The sequence below is a fragment of the Micrococcus lylae NBRC 15355 genome (genome assembly GCF_001570885.1).
Taxonomy (GTDB): domain Bacteria; phylum Actinomycetota; class Actinomycetes; order Actinomycetales; family Micrococcaceae; genus Micrococcus; species Micrococcus lylae.
On record NZ_BCSN01000012.1, the window covers coordinates 35642 to 57272 of the forward strand.

Below are 21631 nucleotides of genomic sequence, written 5' to 3' on the forward strand. Positions count from 1 at the left end.
CACGGCGGATCCGGTGACCGGGGCGGCAGGGCCTGCTGCTCCGGCCGCTGCGCGTCACTCCGGCGGCCAGCGCCCCTCCTGGGTCTGCAGGAACTCGAACACCTGGACCTCCTCCACCCCCGGGAACGCGCCGCTGGGCATCGCCGCGAGCAGGTGTGCGTTGGCCCGGGCGGCCGGCCAGGCCTGTCCTCCCCACGCCGCCTCCAGCTCCGGCGAGGGCATCCGGCAGCATTCGGGGTCCGGGCACCGGCTCGTGGTGCGCGCGGAGGTGTCGTGTCCGCGCATCCACTTGGCCCCGTCGAACGGGACGCCGACGGACAACGAGTAGAAGCCCGTGGACGTCGGCTCCACCACGGCAGCGCTCCAGAACGTGCCGGCCGGGGTGTCCGTGTACTGCGGGAACGCGCCGAGGTGGTCGGCCACGTCGAAGACCTTCCGGCTCACCCAATGACGGCACGCCGTCTGCCCCTCGATCGCCCCGATGTGGTCCGTGGGAAACGGGATGCCGTCGTTCTCATAGGCCTTGTGGAACACCCCGGACTCGTGGACCTTCGCAAAGTGGCAGGTCAGCCCCAGATGCTCGGTGGCGAGGTTCGTGAAGCGGTGGGCCGCGGACTCCCATGAGACGCCGAAGCGGTCCCGGAGGTCGTCCACGGACATGTCCCGGCGCTCCTTCGCCTCCACCAGCAGGCGCACCGCGGCGCGCTCCGGCATCATCATCGCCGCGGCCAGGTAGTTCGTGTAGACGCGCTGCCGCAGGAAGTCCGCATAGTCCTCCGGCTCCCCCAGGCCGAGCACGGAGGAGCACACGGCCTGCAGCAGGACGGCGCGGGGATCGTGATCAGGGCGCCGAGACCGGGCCAGGTAGATCCTGTGGTTCTTCAGGTCCGTGACCGATCGCGTGGAGTGCGGCAGGTCCGGCACGAATCGCACGGCGAAGCCCAGGTGCGCGGCCAGGGCGGAGACCTGGTGGTGGGTCAGCGGACCGTCCGCCGCGTCCACCACCTCACGCAGCTGCTGAGCCGTGCGCTCCAGGTCCGGGTAGTGGTTCCCGCACGCACGCATCTCCTCCCGGAGCGCGCTGTTCGCCCGGCGCGCCTCCTCCGGTGTGGAGACCCGCTCTGCCATCTGCCGGTCGAGTTCCGCCTGGAGTCCGGCGATCACCTCGAGGACGTCGTCCGGCGTGCGCGGGCCGATCTTCAGGGCCGGCAGGCCCAGCCGCTGGAACAGCGGGCCGCGCTGGGCCCGCTCGACGGCCACCTCCAGGGCTGCACGCCGGCTCGGAGCCTCCGGGCGCAACAGGTCCTCCACGGCCACGCCGTACACCTCGGCGAGCTCGGACAGCAGGCTCAGCCGCGGCTCACGATGCCCGTTCTCGACGAGCGAGAGGTGAGAGGCGGTCACCCCTACCCGGTCCGCGACGTCCGAGAGCGTCCTGCCCGCGCCGCGGCGCAGATGGCGCAGGCGGCGCCCCAGCACGAGCGAGTCGGCACGCGGGGCGGTGTCCGTGGGTTCCGGGGCGGAAGTCATGGCGACGAGAGTAACCGCGGTCACACGCCGACGCGAGGGCAATCTGTCACATTTCACGGTGCTTTCTCCGATGGGGAGTCGGATGCCTGCAGTTCTCGCGTTCGTGCGTGAACTCTGGCATTTCTTGACAGACCGGGAATCGGGGCGGAAATTTCCTGCGCCGATCGCCGCCAGGCGCCTCCGTCCGGGTCCAGGGTGGTGTCCACACCCCGGGAGGCGACGCCGCAGACCGCAGCCGAGCAGCCCGCCCTTGACCCAGAAAGGACCAGGACGATGACCGACCTGAACACCACCGCCCCCACCGCCGAGCAGCTGCAGCAGAGCTGGGACACCGACTCCCGCTGGGCCACCGTCGAGCGCACCTACACCGCCGAGGACGTGGTCCGCCTCCGGGGCCGCGTCCAGGAGGAGCACACCCTCGCCCGCCGCGGCTCCGAGAAGCTCTGGGAGCAGCTCACCGCCGAGCACGCCGAGGGCAGGTTCACCAACGCACTGGGCGCCCTCACCGGCAACCAGGCCGTGCAGCAGGTCAAGGCCGGCCTGCGCGCCGTCTACCTCTCCGGCTGGCAGGTGGCGGCCGACGCCAACCTCTCCGGCCACACCTACCCGGACCAGTCCCTGTACCCGGCCAACTCCGTGCCGCAGGTGGTGCGCCGCATCAACAACGCCCTGCTGCGGGCGGACCAGATCGAGCACTCCGAGGGCATCCAGTCCGTCGAGGACTGGCTCGTGCCGATCGTCGCCGACGCCGAGGCCGGCTTCGGCGGCCCGCTCAACGCCTACGAGCTCATGAAGTCGATGATCACCGCCGGCGCCTCCGGCGTGCACTGGGAGGACCAGCTGGCCTCGGAGAAGAAGTGCGGCCACCTCGGCGGCAAGGTGCTCATCCCCACCGGCCAGCACATCCGCACGCTCAACGCCGCCCGCCTGGCCGCGGACGTCGCCGGCGTCCCCTCGGTGATCGTGGCCCGCACGGACGCCGAGGCCGCCACCCTGATCACCTCGGACGTGGACGAGCGCGACGCCGAGTTCATCACCGGCGAGCGCACCGCCGAGGGCTTCTACAAGGTGCGCAACGGGATCGAGCCCTGCATCGCCCGCGCCAAGGCCTACGCCCCCTACTCCGACCTGATCTGGATGGAGACCGGCACCCCGGACCTCGAGCTGGCGAAGTCCTTCGCCGAGGCCGTCAAGGCCGAGTTCCCGGACCAGATGCTGGCCTACAACTGCTCGCCCTCGTTCAACTGGAAGAAGAACCTGGACGACGACACCATCGCGAAGTTCCAGCGCGAGCTCGGAGCCATGGGCTTCACCTTCCAGTTCATCACCCTGGCCGGCTTCCATGCCCTGAACCACTCCATGTTCGACCTGGCCAAGGGCTACAACGAGCGCCAGATGTCCGCCTACGTGGAGCTGCAGGAGCGCGAGTTCGCCGACGAGGCCCGCGGCTACACCGCCACCAAGCACCAGCGCGAGGTCGGCACCGGCTACTTCGACGCCATCTCCACCGCCATCAACCCCGAGTCCTCCACCGTGGCCCTGAAGGAGTCCACCGAGGCCGGTCAGTTCCACTGAGCCGCAGGCCCACCGGCTGAGCCGCAGGCCCAGCCGGACCTGCAGAGATCGAAAGGGATCCCCTCATGATGACCTTGCAGACCACCCACTCCGACACCACCGTCAACGGCGTGCGCGTGCTCGGCGCCCCCGTGCCCGGCCAGGACCGCGTCCTGACCCGTGACGCGCTGGAGTTCCTCGCCACCCTCCACCGCGCCATGGAGCCGCGGCGCCAGGAGCTCATGGAGCTGCGCACGGAGCGCCGGCGCGCCATCGCCGAGGGCGAGCCCCTCGACTTCCGTCCCGCCACCCGGACTGTGCGTGAGGACGCCTCCTGGAGAGTCGCACCCCTGGCACCCGGCCTGCGCGACCGCCGGGTGGAGATCACCGGTCCGGTGGACCGCAAGATGACCATCAACGCGATGAACTCCGGGGCGAAGTGCTGGCTCGCCGACTTCGAGGACTCCTCCACCCCCTCCTGGGAGAACGTGATCGCCGGACAGGTCAACCTGCACGACGCCATCCGCCGGACCATCTCCCTGACCACGGCCGAGGGCAAGGAGTACAAGCTGGGCGGCGTCCAGCTCGTGGACCGCCCCACCATCATCGTCCGGCCCCGCGGCCTGCACCTGATGGAAGACCGCATCCTGGTGGACGGCGCCCCCGTCTCCGGAGCCCTGGCGGACTTCGCGCTGTACTTCTTCCACAATGCGCGGGAGCTGCTGCGCCGCGGCCGCGGCCCCTACTTCTACCTGCCGAAGACGGAGTCGCACCTGGAGGCGCGGTGGTGGAACTGCGTGTTCGTCCGGGCCCAGGACCTCCTGGAGATCCCGCAGGGCACCATCCGCGCGACGGTGCTGATCGAGACGATCACCGCGGCGTTCGAGATGGACGAGATCCTCTACCAGCTGCGCAACCACGCCGCCGGGCTCAACGCCGGCCGCTGGGACTACATCTTCAGCATCATCAAGACCTTCCGCGAGCGGGGCGAGGACTTCGTCCTCCCGGACCGGTCCGAGGTCACCATGACCCAGCCGATGATGCGCGCCTACACCGAGCTGCTGGTGCACACCTGCCACCGGCGCGGCGCTTCCGCCATCGGCGGCATGGCCGCCCAGATCCCCAACCGCAGGGACCCGGAGGCCAACGCCGCCGCGCTGGACAAGGTGCGCGCGGACAAGACCCGGGAGGCCGAAGACGGCTTCGACGGCTCGTGGGTGGCCCACCCGGACCTGGTGCCCGTGGCCATGGAGGTGTTCGACGACGTCCTGAAGGACGCCCAGAACCAGATCCGTTCCCGCAAGCGGGACGACGTGGTGCCGGACGCCGCCGCACTGGTGGACGTCAAGGCCACCACCGGGTCCATCACGGAGCAGGGGTTGCGCATGAACATCGAGGTCGGCATCCGCTACGTGGAGTCCTGGCTGCGGGGCAACGGCGCCGCCGCCATCCACAACCTGATGGAGGACGCGGCCACCGCCGAGATCTCCCGCTCCCAGATCTGGCAGTGGATCCATGCCGGGTCCTCCGCACGGCTGGCCGACGGCGGCGAGCGCACGGTGACCCGGGAGTGGGTGGAGCAGCTCACCGAGGAGGAGTTCGGCCGGATCGAGCGCTCCGAGGGCGATCGGTTCGACGACGCCCGGGAGATCTTCACCGAGGTCGCGCTGGCCGAGGAGTTCCCGGACTTCCTCACCCTCCCGGCCTACGAGCGGTTCCTGTCCGCCGCCGCACGCCGGCGCGCAGGGTCCTTCGCCGACGCCGCCTGACGCAGCGTTCCGGCCTCACGCGGGGGTCGGTGTTCCTCAGCTGCGGAACACCGGCCCCCGCGCCGCGCGAACGCACGCGAAGGCACCGCGCGAACGCACGCGCAGGCCTCGGCTCACCAGCCCCGCTCGGCCAGGCGGTGCGGGGCGGGCAGGTCCGCCACGTTGATGCCCACCATGGCCTCGCCCAGGCCACGGGAGACCTCGGCGATGGCATGCGGGTCGTCGAACTGGGCGGTGGCCTTCACGATCGCCGCGGCACGCTCGGCCGGGTTGCCGGACTTGAAGATGCCCGAGCCCACGAACACGCCGTCCGCGCCCATCTGCATCATCAGGGCGGCGTCCGCCGGGGTGGCCACGCCGCCGGCGGTGAACATGACCACCGGCAGGGTGCCGGTCTCGGCCACCTCGCGCACCAGCTCATAGGGGGCCTGCAGCTCTTTCGCCGCCACGTACAGCTCGTCCTCCGCCAGCCCCTTCAGCTGGGCGATCTCCTTGCGGATGGTGCGGATGTGCTTGACGGCCTCGGAGACGTCGCCGGTGCCCGCCTCGCCCTTGGAGCGGATCATGGCCGCGCCCTCGGTGATGCGGCGCAGCGCCTCGCCCAGGTTGGTGGCGCCGCAGACGAACGGGACGTCGAAGTCCCACTTGTCGATGTGGTTCACGTAGTCCGCCGGGGAGAGCACCTCGGACTCGTCGATGAAGTCCACCTTGAGGGCCTGCAGCACCTGGGCCTCCACGAAGTGGCCGATCCGCGCCTTCGCCATCACGGGGATGGACACGGCGTCCACGATCCCGTCGATGAGGTCCGGATCGGACATGCGAGCCACCCCGCCCTGCGCGCGGATGTCCGCCGGGACGCGCTCGAGCGCCATGACGGCCACGGCGCCGGCGTCCTCGGCGATCCGCGCCTGCTCCGGGGTGACCACGTCCATGATCACGCCGCCCTTGAGCGTGTCCGCCAGACCGCGCTTGACCCGGGTGGTGCCGGTGCCGCGGGCGCCGTCGTCGGCAGAGCCGGCGGTGGAGGGCGAGAAGGAGGTGGTGTTCTGGCTCATGCGGATGCTTCTCCGATCTGCTCGGGCGGGAGGGCGTCTTCGCCCCGCTGCCGCCGATGTCTCACGGGCCTCGCGTCGGGCCCGCGCCAAGAGACCATCGTGCCACCGCGTGACGGCGCGCGCCGCCACCGCCGGGCAGGCTCCGGCCGGCGGGCACGTCCGCGCGTCATACAGGACCGACCGCCCGTCCCCGCGCACACGGCGCGCCGATCCCTGGATGCTGTCCTTTCCGGCCCGCTCCGCCCTACTCTGTCCGCATGCTGATCGGAGTGCCTGCAGAGATCAAGGACAACGAGCGCCGCGTTGCGCTCACCGCCGCCGGAGTGACCGAGCTGGTCCGGGATGGCCACACGGTGGTCGTGGAGGCTGGGGCCGGCGTCGGCTCATCCGTCACGGACGACGCCTATGCGGACGCCGGCGCGGAGCTCGTGGAGACCGCGGACGAGGTGTGGGAGCGCGCAGACCTGGTGCTGAAGGTGAAGGAGCCGGTGGGCCCGGAGCTCAAGCGCATGCGCCGCGAGCAGGTGGTGTTCACCTACCTCCACCTGGCCGCCTGCCCGGACACCGCCAAGGCCCTGCTGGAGGCGGGCACCACGTCCATCGCCTATGAGATGGTCACCCGCCGCGGTGCCGCCGGCACCACCCTGCCCCTGCTGGCCCCGATGTCCCAGGTCGCCGGCCGTCTGGCGCCCATCGAGGGCGCCCACCACCTGCTGCAGGCCCAGGGCGGCTCCGGCGTGCTCCTGCCCGGCGTCCCCGGCACCCGCCGTGCGAAGGTCGTGGTGGTCGGCGGCGGCGTGGCCGGCGAGAACGCGGCCATGGTGGCCGCCGGCATGGGCGCGGACGTCACCGTGCTGGACGTGAACCTCGAGCGCCTCGCCCAGCTGGAGCTGGTGCACCAGGGCCGCTTCCGCACCCTCGCCTCGAACCACCACACCCTCGCCGAGCAGATCACCGATGCAGACCTGGTGGTGGGCTCCGTGCTCATTCCGGGCGCCGCCGCCCCGAAGCTGGTCACCGAGCAGATGATCGAGTCCATGCGCCCCGGCTCGGTGCTCGTGGACATCGCGATCGACCAGGGCGGCTGCTTCGCCGGCTCGAGGCCCACCACCCACACCGACCCGACGTTCCTCCAGGGGGACAAGGTCATGTACTGCGTGGCCAACATGCCCGGCGCGGTGCCGCAGACCTCCACCGCGGCCCTGACCAATGCCACGCTCCCCTACGTGAAGAAGCTCGCCGCGAAGGGCTGGCAGGCAGCGCTCGCCTCGGACCCGGGCTTCGCCGCGGGCCTGTCCACCGTCGACGGCACCCTGCAGCACCAGTCCGTGTTCGATGCCCTCGCCGAGCCCCTCGGCCTGTCCCAGGACACCCTCCGCCCGGTCCACGACGTCTTGCGCGTCACCGACTGAGCAGAGGCCGGCCCACGACGGCGGCCGCCCACCTCGCGGAGGTGGGCGGCCGCCGTCGTGGGTGAAAGGGGTGCGGGCGCCGAAACTCGACGGTCTCCCGAACGAAAACGCCCGGGAACTCGACTCCTTCCCGAACGAAAGCGTCCGGGGACTCGACGGTCTCCCGAACGAAAACGCCCGGGGACTCGACAGTTTCCCGAACGAAAGCGCCTGGGGTCAGGCGTTCCAGAGGCCGTAGGAGTCGGCCAGGTCGGCGATCTTCCGGGCGCGCAGCAGGCGCGGCAGGTAGGAGCCGTCGCCCACGGCCGCGCCGGCGGCGTGCTGGTCCAGCAGGTCGTGGGCCCACTTGACCTCGTCCTCGGACGGGGAGAGCGCCTTGTTGACCCAGTCCACCTGGTCGCGGGAGAGCACCAGGCGGCCGGTCATGCCCATCGTGTTGGTCAGGCCTGAGGTCTCGGCCACGGCGTCCTCGCCGTCGGTGTTGCCGGGCGGCCCGTCGATCGCGCCGGGCAGGCCGCCCACGCGCGAGGCGATGACCAGGCGGGAACGGGCGTAGGCCATGGCGATCGGGTCGTCGCCGACGCCCACGTCCTTGCGGAAGTCGTTGGTGCCGAAGGCCAGGCGGAAGGTGCCCGGCGCCCTCGCCACGGCCGTGGCGTTCTCCACGCCGAGGGCGGACTCGAGCAGGGCGATCACCGGGGTGCCCGCGCGCAGGCGCATGGCGGTGAAGGTGACCTGCTCCGGCTCCTCCGTCTCGGCCAGGATCACCCCGCGCACACCTTCCAGGTCCTTGAGGGCCTCGAGGTCCTCCGCCCAGTGGTCCGTGGTCGTCGCGGAGATGCGCACCCACGCGGTCATACCGCTGGAGAGGGCGTCCACCACGTTCGCGCGGGCCTGCTCCTTGTGCTCCTCCGGCACGGCGGCCTCGAGGTCGAAGATCACGGAGTCGGCCTCGGAGGCCAGTCCCGGAGCGAAGTCCTCCGGTTTGGCGGCGTTGACCAGCAGCCAGGAGCGGCTGAGCTTGGCGGGCAAGGCGGCGGCACGTCGATTGCGCAGAGGCATGCCCGTCAGCCTACTGGCTCGGGCCCGCGCCGGACACGGCCCCGAGGTCCGTGCTCGCCTGCCGGACGGCGGTGGCGGCGGTAGCATGGGCCCACGACGACGGCCCCGCACCTCCGCCACGCACGCGCCCGCCTTCGTCCCCCTTCCGTCCCGCACGTCCGCCGTCACATCCCGCCAGGAGTAAGCGCCCATGCACCGCACCGGCCGCCGCCCCGCCGCCCGCGCGCTCGCTTGGGCCGGCTCCCTGGCCCTCGGCACGGCGGCCCTGGCCGGATGCACCCCCGCGGACGAGGCACCGGCCGGAGACGGCAGCGGCTCTCCGAGCGCCGCAGAGCAGACCGGCATCCCCCAGGTGGACCGGGACGGCTACCAGCCGCTGACCGTCCATCTCGTGGCGCCCGTGTGGTCCGCCCCGCCGGGCACCTCCGGTGTGCGCGTCGGCTGCCAGGACCAAGACCTGCTGGTGGCCGTGCAGACCGCGCCGACCAAGGCCGAGGACCCTGCGGACATGGCCATGGACTTCCTGCTGCAGGACACCACCGGCACCCACGGGGAGCCGGCCCTGACCAACGCCGTGGCCGCCTCCGCGAAGACCCTCACCTACACCGGCCACCGCCGCGACGGCGACACCGAGGTGTTCGAGTTCGCCGGCACCGTGACCGTGGAGGACGCCTGCGACGCCGAGCGCGTCCGCGCCCAGCTGGAGGCCACCGCCGCCGCGAACACGGACGCGGGCGAGGTCCGCGTGACCGTGGACGGCGAGGACATCGCCGACGTGCTCGGCCTGCTCCCCTACGAGCCGGGCGACGAGTACACCGCTCCCCCGGAACCGGAGGAGCCGTCCGAGACGCCCGCCCCCGGCGAGGGTGCTTCCAGCGAGAGTGCCCCCGGCGGGGGTGCTCCCGGCGGGGGTGCCCCCAGCGAGAGCGCCCCCGGGTGGACGGCCCCCAGCGAGGGGACGCCCAGCGAGAGTGCCCCCGGCGAGGGCCAGCCGAGCCTGCCGGGAGCCTCCCCCTCGTACGGTGTTCAGACCCATCCGGTCGTCCCGCCCAACGGCCCCTGAGCATCGCGCGCGCATACGCCGGCTGTCACAGCGGAAAGGGAACAGGGGCATCGCGCGCGCATGCGTCGGCTGTTAGCCTTCTGTGCCGTGTCCCAGAGTCGTGACTTCCTCTCCCAGCGCGCCCTCGGCGTGAAGCAGTCCGCGGTCCGTGATGTCTTCGACATCGCCATGGACCCCAATCTCGTCTCCCTCGCCGGCGGCAACCCGTGGCTTTCGGGCCTGCCCCTGGACGAGCTCGGCAAGACGGCCGGCGAGCTCGTCTCGCGGCACGGGACCGAGTCGCTCCAGTACGGTCCCGGCCAGGGCCTGGAGCCGATGCGCCAGGCGGCGTGCACCGTGATGGCCGGCGACGGCATCCCGGACGCCGATCCCGAGCTCGTCGTCATCACCCCCGGCTCCCAGGCCGCCATCGACACCGCCTGCCGCGCCTTCGCCAACCCGGGCGACGTCGTCGTGGTGGAGGACCCCACCTTCGTGGGCGCCCTGACCAGCTTCAACACGTGGGAGCTGGACGCCGTGGCCGCCGGCACGGACGAACACGGCCTCATCCCGGCCGAGCTCGACGCCACCCTCGAGCTGATGGAGGCCGAGGGCCGCCGCGTGGCCTTCCTCTACACCATCCCGTCCTTCGCCAACCCGTCCGGCGCCCTGCTGCCGGAGGACCGCCGCGACGAGATCGCCCGGATCTGCGCCAAGCACGGGGTGCTCATCGTGGAGGACAACCCGTACGGCCAGATCGCCTTCGACGGCCGGCCACTGGCCCCGATCGCCGCGAAGCACCGCGACCAGGTGGTCTACCTGGGCACCATGTCCAAGATCTTCTCCCCCGGTGTGCGCATCGGCTGGGCCCTCGTTCCCGCCGCCCTGAAGCGCGAGTTCTACCTGTCCGCGGAGTCCGCGTTCATCCACGCCTCCACCCACGGCCAGATGCTGTCCACCGCGTTCGTGGACCACTTCGACTGGCAGGGCCACGTCCGCGAGGTCTCCGGCCTCTACAAGGAGCGCGCCGAGGCGCTGTGGGACGCGGTGAAGGAGCACTGGGACCCCGCAGTGGAGTTCATCCGTCCGCAGGGCGGCTTCTTCCTCTGGGGCTCGCTGCCGGAGGGCGCGGACACCCTCGAGCTGATGACCGAGGGCATCAAGGCCGGCGCCGTCTTCGTGCCGGGTGCCGCGTTCACCCCGGTCGAGGGCACCCACTCCACCCTGCGCCTGGCGTTCTCCTTCGTGGAGGCCGAGAAGCTGGTGGAGGGCGTGAAGCGCCTGGCGCCCGTGGTCAACGAGGCGGTCGCGCGCACCCGCTGACCCCTTCGGCAGGCCCCTTCGGGCGGCCACCGGCCGACGGCCGCCTCCCTGCGTGGGGAGGCGGCCGTCGTCGTTATGCTGATGCCCGACGACGGCCCTCGCCTCCGGTGCCCGACCGCCCCTGCCGTGCCCCGCCGGCCGACCCCCTTCCGGCGACGGCGAACACCCCTTCCCCGGTACGGGCGGATCGTATATGATCCGAGCCATGACGCAGAGCACAGGCCAGAACACCGCCACGCCGACTGTCACGGAGCACGACTTCACCCGCCGCGAGAACCGCCCGGGCAAGGTCCTCGCGCTGCACCTGAACTATCCCTCGCGCATCGCCCAGCGCGGCCGCTCCCCCCAGTTCCCCGGCTACTTCATCAAGGCCGGCACCTCGATCGCCCGCTCGGGCGACACCATCGAGCGCCCCGCTGACACCGAGCTGCTCGCCTACGAGGGCGAGATCGCGCTGATCATCGGCACCCCGGCCCGCCGCGTCTCACCGGAGGACGGCTGGAGCCACGTCGCCGGCATCACCGCCGCCAACGACTGGGGCCTGTACGACCTGCGCCACGCGGACAAGGGCTCCAACGTGAAGAACAAGTCCGGCGACGGCTACACGCCGCTCGGCCCGGCCGTGATCTCCGCCGAGGGCCTGGACCCGAAGGCGCTGCGCGTGCGCACCTGGGTCAACGGCGAGATCGTCCAGGACGACACCACCGAGGACCTCCTCTTCCCGTTCGGCCAGCTCGTGGCCGACCTGTCCCAGCTGATGACCCTCGAGGAGGGCGACGTCATCCTCACCGGCACCCCGGCCGGCTCGTCCGTGGCCCAGCCGGGCGACGTCGTCGAGGTCGAGGTGGACGCTCCCACCGCCCCGGACGCCCCGACCACCGGCCGCCTGGTGACCGAGGTCGTGGCCTCCGACCGCCCGATGGCACCCTTCGGCCACGGCCCGAAGGTGGACGACACCCAGCGCGAGGAGGCCTGGGGGTCCCGCCAGGCCGCAGGGCTGCCGCCGGTGGACACGGAGGCCGCCGGCCCCGTGCCGTCCAGCACTGAGGACGCCGGCCCGGCAGCGCAGGCCGCGGCGCCGTCGTCGTCCGCGGTGGACGAGAACGGCCACTGGGTGCCGAACGCCCCGCAGCCGGACCGCTCCCTGCTGACCCCTCAGCTGCGCGCCACGATCAACGCCACCGCGGTCGCCACCATCACGGCCCAGCTGCAGAAGCGCGGCATCCAGAACGCGACCATCGACGGCCCGCGCCCGGTCCACCGAGGCCGGCGCGTCCTCGGCTACGCGAAGACCCTGCGCTACGTCCCCAAGCGCGAGGACCTGGCCAAGGAGTTCGGCGGCGGCTTCAACGCCCAGAAGCGGGCCATCGACTCGGTGCAGCCGGACGACGTGGTGGTCATGGAGGCCCGCGGCGAGCACGGCACCGGCACCCTCGGGGACGTCCTGGCCCTGCGCGCCCAGGTCAACGGCGCCAACGCGGTGATCACCGACGGCGGCGTGCGCGACTCCGCCGCCGTGGCCGAGGTCGGCATCCAGGTGTACGCCGGCGCGACGCACCCGGCCGTGCTGGGCCGTCGCCACATCCCGTGGGAGGTCGGCGGCACCATCGCCTGCGGCGGCACCACCGTGCAGCCCGGCGACATCATCATCGGCGACGACGACGGTGTGGTGGTCGTCCCGCCCGCGCTGCTCGAGGAGGTCGTCCACGACGCCTACGAGCAGGAGCTGCAGGACGCCTGGGTCTTCGAGCAGGTCAAGGACGGCCACCCGGTGGACGGCCTGTTCCCGCCGAACGCCCAGTGGAAGGCCGCGTTCGCCGAGTACCGCAAGACCCTGCCGGATGCCCCGGCTCCGGAGGGCGACGCCTGAGCATGGGCGGCACGGACATGCCCCGAGGCGAGGCCGCGCCGAGGCGAGGGTCGGACGGGACGGGACAGGCCGCCGTCGGGACTAGCGCCTCGAAGGCGGACCGCGCCTACCAGGCGATCCTCGAGGGGATCCGGGACCAGCGCCACGAGCCGGGCGACCGGCTGGTGCTGTCCCAGATCGCCGCGGAGCTTCAGATGTCCGTGGTGCCCGTGCGGGAGGCGATCCGCCGCCTGCAGTCCGAGAACCTGGTGGCCTACGAGCGGAACGTGGGCGCCACCGTGGTGGGCATCGACCCGGTGGAGTACCGCCACACCATGGAGACGCTGGCGCTGGTGGAGGGCTTCTCCACCGCCCAGTGCGCCCCGCACGTGACCGCCGAGGACATCGCGTCGGCCCGTGAGGTGAACGCGGCCATGCGCGCGATGACCGCCTCGGAGCAGGCGTGGGACCCGGTGGCGTACACCGAGCTCAACCGCCGTTTCCACTCGATCCTGTTCGAGCACCGCCAGAACGAGCACGTGCACGACCTGGTGCACCGCGGCTGGAACCGCCTGGCCGCGCTGCGCTCCTCCACGTTCGCGTACGTCCCCGGCCGGGCGGACGCCTCCGTGGACGAGCACGAGCAGCTGCTGCGCCTGATCGAGGAAGGGGCGCCCTTCGAGCAGATCGAGGCCGCGGCCCGCGCCCACCGTCTGAACACCCTGCACGCCTACCTGGAGCACAGCGCCGCGCAGTCCACGTGACCGCCCGGCGGCAGACGGCGCCGAGGCCGGCTCCAGGAGCCGAGAAGACCATCCGCCCCTTCCGACCCTTCCGACCCTTCCGACCCACCCGAAGCACCGAAGCACCCGAAGCACCGAAGCGAAGGAGACACCATGACCGAGAAGACCAGCATCGAGGCCCGCAAGCCCGAGGGCCTGCCGGACGTCCTGCGCCACTACATCGACGGCGAGTTCGTGGACTCGCTCGACGGCGACACCTTCGACGTGCTCGACCCGGTGACCAACGAGCCGTACCTGAAGGCCGCCTCCGGCAAGGCCGCGGACATCGACCGCGCCGTGGCCGCCGCGAAGAAGGCCTTCGAGTCCGGCGAGTGGTCCCAGGCCCTGCCGCGCCAGCGCTCGCGCGTGCTGCACCGGATCGCGGACATCATGGAGACCCGTGGCGAGCAGCTGGCCGCCATGGAGTGCTTCGACACCGGCCTGCCGATCAAGCAGGCGAAGGGCCAGGCCGCCCGCGCCGCCGAGAACTTCCGCTTCTTCGCGGACCTGATCGTGGCCCAGCACGACGACGCCTTCAAGGTGCCCGGCCGCCAGGCGAACTACGTCAACCGCAAGCCGATCGGCGTGGCCGGCCTGATCACCCCGTGGAACACCCCGTTCATGCTGGAGTCCTGGAAGCTGGCCCCGGCCATCGCCACCGGCAACTCCGTAGTGCTCAAGCCCGCCGAGTTCACCCCGCTCTCGGCCTCCCTGTGGGCGGGCATCTTCGAGGAGGCGGGCCTGCCGAAGGGCGTGTTCAACATGGTGAACGGCTTCGGCGAGGAGGGCTACGCCGGCGACCCGCTGGTCAAGCACCCGGACGTGCCGCTGATCTCCTTCACCGGCGAGTCCCGCACCGGCCAGATCATCTTCGCCAACGCCGCCCCGCACCTGAAGGGCCTGTCCATGGAGCTCGGCGGCAAGTCCCCGGCCGTGGTCTTCGAGGACGCGGACCTGGAGACCGCGATCGACGCGACCATCTTCGGCGTGTTCTCCCTGAACGGCGAGCGCTGCACCGCCGGCTCGCGCATCCTGGTCCAGCGCTCCATCTACGACGAGTTCGTGGAGCGCTACGCCGCCCAGGCGAAGAACGTGAAGGTCGGCCTGCCGAACGACGAGACCACCGAGGTCGGCGCGATCGTGCACCCGGAGCACTTCGAGAAGGTCATGTCCTACGTGGAGATCGGCAAGTCCGAGGCCCGCCTGGTGGCCGGCGGCGGACGCCCGGAGGGCTTCGACGAGGGCAACTTCGTGCAGCCGACCGTGTTCGTGGACGTGGCCCCGGACGCCCGGATCTTCCAGGAGGAGATCTTCGGCCCGGTGGTGGCCATCACCCCCTTCGACACGGAGGAGGAGGCCCTGCAGCTGGCCAACAACACCAAGTACGGCCTGGCCGCGTACATCTGGACCAACGACCTCAAGCGCGCCCACAACTTCGCGCAGAGCGTGGAGGCCGGCATGGTGTGGCTGAACTCCAACAACGTGCGGGACCTGCGCACCCCGTTCGGCGGCGTGAAGGCCTCCGGCCTCGGCCACGAGGGCGGCTACCGCTCGATCGACTTCTACACCGATCAGCAGGCCGTGCACATCAACCTCGGCGAGGTCCACAACCCGGTGTTCGGCAAGCAGGGCAAGTGACCGGCTGACCCGGGCCTCCTCGTTTCGGCGCCGAGCCAGAGGCTTCCCTTTGGCGCCGAGCCAGAGACGCCTCTTTGGCGTCGAGCCAGAGACTTCGGCTGCTTCAGGCCTGTCTGAAGTGACCAGTCCTTCTGGTTCGGCGAGGGGACGGCGAGGGGGCGGGAACCGCGGACACGGTGATCCCCCGACGACGGCACTCACCTCACGGAGGTGAGTGCCGTCGTCGTCATCCCGCCCCGCAGCGCTTTCGTTCGGGAAAGAGTCGAGTCCCGGCGCGCTTTCGTTCGGGAAAGGGTCGAGTCCCGGCCTTGTCCTTCCGCGGCCACGCTGGGGATGATGGGGCACATGCACAACCACCCACCCGGCCGGGTGCGCTTCACGTACCTCCATGGCGCCGAGAACTTCATCGATCTGCCGGACACGGTCGATGACGCCCCGACCCCCGCGGCGCTGATGTCCGCCGACGTCCCCGCCGAGCTGCAGGCGAGGATCGAGGCCTGGGACGACCACATGGGGGATGCGTTCGACTACACGCATGGCGGCGAAGGACGGCCACCGGAGTCCTGGCCGAGCACCCTGCGCGATTCGCTGACCCGGGAGTACGACGCCCTGCTTGCCGACCTGCACGCTGCGGGGCTGCCGGCGGTGCGCGACGCGTGGTGGGCACCCGACTCCACGTGACTGCGTCCCCTGCCTCCACGTGACCCCTGCCCCTGCCCTTGCCCTCCATGGCCTCGCCCCGCAGGATGGGCCCAGACAGGACCGACGGGGAGGGGATCATGGCTGTTCCGACGCGCAATCCGGAGTTCGCCCCACCGGGAAAGTTCTCCTGGGTGCGGGCGGCGGCGAAGAGCACGCTGCTGTGGGCGCTGAACTACGGGGCCGTGGCGGTCGTGATGCTGCTGTGCGGCCTCAGCGCCGTCACCAACCGCAGCGGCAGCCCCGTCGAGCCGGCCTACGCCCTCTACGCGTGGACGATGATGCAGGGCTTCTACCCGCTCTACCACCGGGCCACCGGCGCCTCGGACGACTACATCCCGCAGAGCCCCCGCTTCCTTCGCCTGCTCCTGCTGACCCAGACGATCGGGCTCGTCTCCCTGGCGCTGGTGGTGGGGCCGCTCTCCCGGATCGGAGCGGAGCTGCACGAGCCCGGGTCGACGGTCGCCCTGCTGGACACGGACCCGACCGCGTGGAGCGTGTTCATGCTCCACGCCCTCGGCATGCTCGGCTGGCCCACCGCCAGCGCCCTGTTCATGCTCCGCATGACCGCTCAGCCCGGCAGGCTCCTGCCAGGGCTGCTGGTGGGGGTGCCGCTGTTCCTTGTCACGTTCCTGGGCGGGCTGATCGGCGGGTGGTTCCTCCTGGGCACCGCAGACGTCCCGCAGGGCACCGTGCTTGTGATCTGCGGACTGTTCGGCGGCACCGGACTGCCGGTCATGGCCGGGACGATGCTGTGGTTCCGTGCCTCCACCGCGCGCGAACCGTTGGGCCCACCGCCGGCGAAGGCCGGGATGTTCACCGGTGCCGTGCAGCCGCCCTCCTCCCGTCCTCCCCGGAGTTGAGGGCGAAGATCCCCGGAATCCGGTCGCGTTGGCGGGGAACTGTGCCCACCTCGCCCTCGGCAGCCCCTCTCCCCTCACCCCTTCCTCCGCGGCGCAGGATCATATACGATCTTGGTCAGAAGGAACGTGCCCCAGCGCACACCCTCCGCACCGACGTCGCCGTCGGCACCACACCCCAGAGTCAGGAGTGAGCATGAGCAACCTCGAGGGCCGCACCAAGACCTCGTCCGGCTTCTACGTGGGCCAGGAGGGCCCGGTGAAGACCGAGAATCCGATTCCCACCCCGACGTCCCCGGCTCCGGACGTGCTGCGCTGCGCCTACATGGAGCTCGTGGTGACCGACCTGGCCGCCTCCCGCCAGTTCTACGTAGACGTCCTGGACCTGGTGGTGACCGAGGAGGACGAGAACACCGTCTACCTGCGCTCCATGGAGGAGTTCATCCACCACAACCTGGTGCTCCGCAAGGGCGAGACGGCCGCCGTGGCCGCGTTCTCCTACCGCGTGCGCACCCCCGAGGACCTGGACAAGGCCGTCGCCTTCTACGAGGAGCTCGGCTGCCGCGTGGAGCGCAGGAAGGACGGCTTCGTGAAGGGCGTCGGCGACTCCGTGCGCGTCGAGGACCCGCTGGGCTTCCCGTACGAGTTCTTCCACGAGGTGGAGCACGTGGAGCGCCTGGCCTGGCGCTACGACCTCTACTCCCCCGGAGCCCTGGTCCGCCTGGACCACTTCAACCAGGTCACCCCGGACGTGCCCCGCGCCGCCCGCTACATGCAGGACCTGGGCTTCCGCGTCACCGAGGACATCCAGGACGACAAGGGCACCGTCTACGCCGCCTGGATGCGCCGCAAGCCCACCGTGCACGACACCGCCATGACCGGCGGCGACGGCCCGCGCATGCACCACGTCGCCTTCGCCACCCACGAGAAGCACAACATCCTCGCCATCTGCGACAAGCTCGGCTCGCTGCGCATGTCCGACGCGATCGAGCGCGGCCCGGGCCGCCACGGCGTGTCCAACGCGTTCTACCTCTACCTGCGCGACCCGGACGGACACCGCGTGGAGATCTACACCCAGGACTACTACACCGGCGACCCGGACAACCCGGTCGTCACCTGGGACGTGCACGACAACCAGCGCCGCGACTGGTGGGGCACCCCGGTGGTGCCGTCCTGGTACACCGACGCCTCGCTCGTGCTGGACCTGGACGGCAACGTCAAGGAGGTCGTGGCCCGCACCGACGACTCCGAGATGGCCGTGACCATCGGCGCCGACGGCTTCTCCTACACCCGCGCCGAGGACGAGAAGGAGATGCCGGACTGGAAGAAGGGCGAGTACAAGCTCGGCAACCAGCTCTGACCCTCCCTTCGCGGCTCCGGCCGCTGAGCTGAACAACGACGGCGGTCGCCCACCTCAGGCGGCCGCCGTCGCCGTCTGTCCGTGCCTGCCTCCCGGCGCCCCGCCCCTGCGCCGAACCAGAAGAAACGCACACTTCACCGCCCCACGAACCAGCCGAACCCTCTGGCTCGGCGAACCAGAAGAAACGCACACTTCGCCACCCCGCGAACCAGCCGAACCCTCTGGCTCGGCGAACCACAAACCCTCTGGTTCGGCGCGGGGGCCTGAACTCACGTCACCGGTACGATCGGGAGGTCATGCTCCTTGGCGAAGGCCACCCAGTGCTCTGCCGGCTGCTCGGCGAACACCGCGGCCAGCTCCTCAGCGCTCGTACCCAGCAGCGCCTCCATACGCTCGCGGAAGTGCGGCTCGAGCGCGGCCAGGGCCACGTACCCGTCGGCGCAGCGGTAGATCCCGTACTCGGGCAGGGTCCCGCCGAGGATCGCCTCGGCGTGCGTCAGGTCGGTGGTGACGGCGGCGTCCCGCACGGCCTGTTCGAGGGAGACCTTCACGCGGACGGCGCCGCCGTGCCCGCCGGCCACGTTGGCCCTCCGCTGCAGCAGTGCGGCCAGCGCCTGGCCGGCGGCCCGCTCGCCGCCCATGACGTCCGCCAGCAGCACGGCCGGCAGCCGCGGCGCCTCCGGACCGCCCGCCGCGATCGTCCCGTTCGCGGCCTGGTAGGTCAGGTCATGTCCCGGATCCTCCGGGTCCTCCTCCGAGCCGACGACCTCCACCCAGGCCAGTGACATGCGGTCCGCAAGCTCGGGCAGGCCGAGCCGCTCGGCCGCCGAGGGGCGCATGGAGGTCACGAGGATCTCGGCCTGGTCGGCCAGTTTCGCCAGCTGTGCCCGCCCCGTCTTGTTCTTCAGGTTGACCTCGACGATCTCCATTTCTGCAGAGAAGCGCTCGTAGATCAGCGTGGACATGCGGGACATCATGTCCCCGCCCGGGCTCTCCACCTTGATCACGTGTGCGCCCCACTGCCGCAGCCGCCAGGCCGCCCACGGGCCGGGCAGGTTCGGGGCCAGGGACAGGACGGTGACGCCCTCCAGCGGGCGCAGCGGCGCCGGGGCCGCCGCCCGCTCCTTCGCGGCGCCTTCCTCGGTCGCGGTCGTCTCGGCAGCGGTCACGGCGGGCCTCCTGGGGGCTCGGGCGACGGCCTGTTCCACCGGAGCTGCGAAGGGCCCGGCGAGGCGGCCGTCGTCGTGGGTCTTGCCCACAGCATGCCAGCGGATGTGAAGCACGTCACGAACGTGACGCCGGTGAACATATACGATTCTGTCCAGAGCCCCTGTACCCTCGCCGACGCAAGGAGCGCCATGCTGAACCACGAGACGCACGTGAAGATCGCCGACGAGCTGCACCAGGCCGGCATCGACCGCACACCGGTCCCCCTGCTGACCGCCCGCTACCCGGAGATGGAGATCGAGGACTCCTACGCCGTCCAGCGCATCTGGGCCGAGCGCCAGGTTCAGGCCGGCCGCCGCAAGGTGGGCCACAAGATCGGCCTGACCTCCAAGGCCATGCAGGACGCCACAGGCATCGACGAGCCGGACTACGGCGTGATCTTCGACGACCAGGTCTTCGAGTCCGGCCACGTCTACGAGTGGAAGAAGTACACCCACCCGCGCATCGAGATGGAACTGGCCTTCGTGCTCAAGGATGAGCTGCGCGGCCCGGGCCTGAACCTGATCGACGTGCTGCGCGCCACCGAGTACGTGGTCCCGGCGCTGGAGGTGCTGGACTCGCGCATCGAGATGGCCGGCCGCACCATCACGGACACCATCTCGGACAACGCCGCCCTGGGCTCCATGGTGCTCGGCGGCCGCCCGGTGACGGTGGACGAGGTGGACCTGCGCTGGGTCGCCGGCGTCCTGTCCCGCAACCAGGAGATCATCGAGACCGGCGTGGCCGCGGGCGTGCTGAACCACCCGGCCAACGGCGTGCACTGGCTCGCCAACCGCATCGCCGGGCACGGCGACGCACTCGAGGCCGGCGAGATCGTCCTGGCGGGCTCCTTCACGCGCCCGATGTGGGTCTACGAGGGCGACACCGTGTACGCCGACTACGGCCCGCTGGGCACCATCACCTGCCGCTTCGCCTGAGCCCCGCGCTTCCCGACGACGGCCCCTCGCCTCGGGCACGGCCCGTCGCCCCGGGAACGGCCCGCCTCCTCCCGCCCCACCGCACGCTGACACCCCAGGAGCCTGTGAGATGCCCGTGATCGACAACGCCCAGCCCCTGTTCCGCGACCTGTTCACCGCCGAGGCCGTGGCCGCGCGCGGAGGCCGCCCGGCCGCCGGCATGTTCCTGTGCTCCGGCGACGCCACCACCGCGGAGATCTGCGCCGGCGCCGGGATGGACTACCTGCTGATCGACGCCGAGCACGCCCCGCTGACGCTGGCGGACATCCTCGCCCAGCTGCGCACGATCGCTGGCTACCGCGTGCCCACCATGGTGCGTGTGCCCGCCCTGGACCCGGTGGCGATCAAGCAGTTCCTGGACCTGGGCGCGCAGACGCTGATCGTGCCGATGGTGGACGACGCCGAGATGGCCGCCGCCGCCGTGGCCGCGGCCCGCTACCCGGGCGCTGCCGGCGAGCGCCCCGGCCTCCGCGGCGTGGGCTCCGCCCTGGCCCGTTCGGGCCGCTGGAACCGGATCGGCGGCTACCTCAAGGACGGGGACTGCCATGTGGGCGTCATGGTCCAGATCGAGACCGCCAAGGGCGTGGAGAACGCCGCCGAGATCGCCGCGACGGACGGTGTGGACGGCGTCTTCATCGGCCCCTCGGACCTCTCGGCCTCCATGGGCCTGCTGGGCCAGCAGTCCCACCCGGACGTCGTGGCCGCCGTAGAGCAGACCATCGGGGCGGTGAAGGCCGCCGGCAAGATCGTGGGCGTCAACGCCTTCGTGAAGGCCCAGGCGGAGGCCTACGCGGCCGCCGGCGCCGACTACGTGAACGTGGGCGCGGACGTGGCGATCCTGGCCCGCGGCGCCGAGGCGCTCGCGGACACCTGGTGCCCGGCCGTCGAGGGCGGGACCGGCGACGGCGGGGCCGGCGAGGGTGGCGCGGACGGCGAGCGCGCCTCCTACTGAGCCGGCGGCCCGCGCCTCGTACTGAGCCGGAGCTGCCGAGCCGCAGAGCACTGACGGCGAGCGCGGCACCGTCTGCCGTGGCCTCGCCCAGGACGGCCAGAGCCCGGGAGGCTGGGCCCCTGTCCGCAGGACCCGGCACCTGCCGTCCGGGGCGGCCCGCTCCGTACGCTGGGACGATGGACTCCACTTCCCGCCCCGCCTCCGGCTCCACCCCTCCCGATGACGGCCTCCCCTCCTGCGCCCCGCACCTCGCCTCGGTGTTCGCCGACGCCTTCCCGGAGCTCGCCGTGCCCTGGCAGGCGGCGGAGCCGATCTGCCCGAGCGTCGTGGTCGTGGACGAGGAGCTGGCCGCCGAGCTCGGCCTGGACCCGGCGTGGCTGCGCAGTCAGGAGGGGCTGCGTCTGCTGACCGGCGAGCGCCCGGCGCTCGGCCCGGGCCAGGACCCCGCCGCCGCCCGGCCGGTGGCCCAGGCGTATGCGGGACACCAGTTCGGGCACTACTCCCCCGTGCTCGGCGACGGCCGCGCCCTGCTGCTCGGCGAGATCCCCGCCACCCCCAGCA

18 protein-coding genes are annotated in these 21631 nt (G+C 71.5%); 14 read left to right on the plus strand and 4 right to left on the minus strand.

What is annotated here, in order from left to right; translation table 11 throughout:
- Positions 1-54: 54 nt before the first annotated feature.
- Positions 55-1530, minus strand: a complete 1476-nt coding sequence (locus MLY01S_RS04055; RefSeq protein ID WP_067189557.1) for a helix-turn-helix transcriptional regulator — start codon at positions 1528-1530, stop codon at positions 55-57.
- Positions 1531-1803: 273 nt separating this feature from the next.
- On the opposite strand from MLY01S_RS04055, the gene aceA reads away from it, so the two are divergent.
- Both aceA and aceB read left to right on the plus strand, forming a co-directional pair.
- Entirely contained in the window at positions 1804-3105 is a 1302-nt protein-coding gene (gene aceA / locus MLY01S_RS04060) for an isocitrate lyase (protein WP_067189559.1), read from the plus strand.
- A gap of 68 nt (positions 3106-3173) precedes the next feature.
- The gene (gene aceB, locus MLY01S_RS04065; protein WP_067189586.1) at positions 3174-4853 is read left to right on the plus strand and encodes a malate synthase A; all 1680 of its coding nucleotides are present in this window, start codon (positions 3174-3176) and stop codon (positions 4851-4853) included.
- A gap of 113 nt (positions 4854-4966) precedes the next feature.
- Here aceB and pdxS read toward each other — a convergent pair whose 3' ends face one another.
- Positions 4967-5908 carry a pyridoxal 5'-phosphate synthase lyase subunit PdxS gene (pdxS, locus tag MLY01S_RS04070; protein ID WP_067189561.1) on the minus strand — a complete coding sequence of 314 codons (942 nt, stop codon included), beginning with the start codon at positions 5906-5908 and terminating at the stop codon, positions 4967-4969.
- Between the two features lie 257 nt (positions 5909-6165).
- Between pdxS and ald the strand changes: the two genes are divergently transcribed.
- Complete coding sequence (gene ald / locus MLY01S_RS04075) at positions 6166-7320, plus strand: alanine dehydrogenase (protein WP_067189563.1); 1155 nt, start codon at positions 6166-6168, stop codon at positions 7318-7320.
- Positions 7321-7536: 216 nt separating this feature from the next.
- Here the strand turns inward: ald and MLY01S_RS04080 are convergent, their stop codons facing one another.
- On the minus strand, positions 7537-8382 hold the full coding sequence (locus MLY01S_RS04080; RefSeq protein ID WP_067189565.1) for an HpcH/HpaI aldolase/citrate lyase family protein: 846 nt from the start codon (positions 8380-8382) through the stop codon (positions 7537-7539).
- Between the two features lie 190 nt (positions 8383-8572).
- On the opposite strand from MLY01S_RS04080, the gene MLY01S_RS04085 reads away from it, so the two are divergent.
- The 8 genes from MLY01S_RS04085 to hpaD all read left to right on the plus strand — a co-directional run bounded on the left by MLY01S_RS04085 (position 8573) and on the right by hpaD (position 17935).
- Positions 8573-9445, plus strand: a complete 873-nt coding sequence (locus MLY01S_RS04085) for a GerMN domain-containing protein (protein WP_067189566.1) — start codon at positions 8573-8575, stop codon at positions 9443-9445.
- A gap of 87 nt (positions 9446-9532) precedes the next feature.
- Positions 9533-10747, plus strand: coding sequence for an aminotransferase-like domain-containing protein (locus MLY01S_RS04090; RefSeq protein ID WP_087134478.1), 1215 nt, complete (start codon positions 9533-9535; stop codon positions 10745-10747).
- Between the two features lie 205 nt (positions 10748-10952).
- Positions 10953-12617 carry a fumarylacetoacetate hydrolase family protein gene (locus MLY01S_RS04095; protein WP_067189570.1) on the plus strand — a complete coding sequence of 555 codons (1665 nt, stop codon included), beginning with the start codon at positions 10953-10955 and terminating at the stop codon, positions 12615-12617.
- A gap of 17 nt (positions 12618-12634) precedes the next feature.
- Positions 12635-13360 carry a GntR family transcriptional regulator gene (locus MLY01S_RS04100; protein WP_067189588.1) on the plus strand — a complete coding sequence of 242 codons (726 nt, stop codon included), beginning with the start codon at positions 12635-12637 and terminating at the stop codon, positions 13358-13360.
- Between the two features lie 132 nt (positions 13361-13492).
- Entirely contained in the window at positions 13493-15016 is a 1524-nt protein-coding gene (gene hpaE / locus MLY01S_RS04105; protein ID WP_067189572.1) for a 5-carboxymethyl-2-hydroxymuconate semialdehyde dehydrogenase, read from the plus strand.
- Positions 15017-15361: 345 nt separating this feature from the next.
- Positions 15362-15697, plus strand: a complete 336-nt coding sequence (locus MLY01S_RS04110) for a hypothetical protein (protein WP_067189574.1) — start codon at positions 15362-15364, stop codon at positions 15695-15697.
- A 98-nt stretch (positions 15698-15795) separates the two neighbouring features.
- Positions 15796-16578 carry a hypothetical protein gene (locus MLY01S_RS04115; protein WP_067189576.1) on the plus strand — a complete coding sequence of 261 codons (783 nt, stop codon included), beginning with the start codon at positions 15796-15798 and terminating at the stop codon, positions 16576-16578.
- 193 nt (positions 16579-16771) lie between these two features.
- A complete protein-coding gene (gene hpaD, locus MLY01S_RS04120; protein WP_067189578.1) occupies positions 16772-17935 on the plus strand; it encodes a 3,4-dihydroxyphenylacetate 2,3-dioxygenase in 1164 nt (387 codons plus the stop codon).
- Between the two features lie 269 nt (positions 17936-18204).
- On the opposite strand, the gene MLY01S_RS04125 is transcribed toward hpaD, so the two are convergent.
- Positions 18205-19104 carry a CoA transferase gene (locus MLY01S_RS04125; protein ID WP_167635509.1) on the minus strand — a complete coding sequence of 300 codons (900 nt, stop codon included), beginning with the start codon at positions 19102-19104 and terminating at the stop codon, positions 18205-18207.
- Between the two features lie 189 nt (positions 19105-19293).
- Here MLY01S_RS04125 and MLY01S_RS04130 point away from each other — a divergent pair, with 189 nt between their 5' ends.
- The 3 genes from MLY01S_RS04130 to MLY01S_RS04140 form a co-directional block, all read left to right on the plus strand.
- The gene (locus tag MLY01S_RS04130) at positions 19294-20079 is read left to right on the plus strand and encodes an FAA hydrolase family protein (protein ID WP_067189580.1); all 786 of its coding nucleotides are present in this window, start codon (positions 19294-19296) and stop codon (positions 20077-20079) included.
- Positions 20080-20188: 109 nt separating this feature from the next.
- A complete protein-coding gene (locus MLY01S_RS04135; protein ID WP_067189582.1) occupies positions 20189-21070 on the plus strand; it encodes an HpcH/HpaI aldolase family protein in 882 nt (293 codons plus the stop codon).
- A 176-nt stretch (positions 21071-21246) separates the two neighbouring features.
- Positions 21247-21631, plus strand: a 385-nt coding sequence (locus tag MLY01S_RS04140) for a protein adenylyltransferase SelO family protein (RefSeq protein WP_174520634.1), incomplete at its 3' end; no start/stop codon positions are given.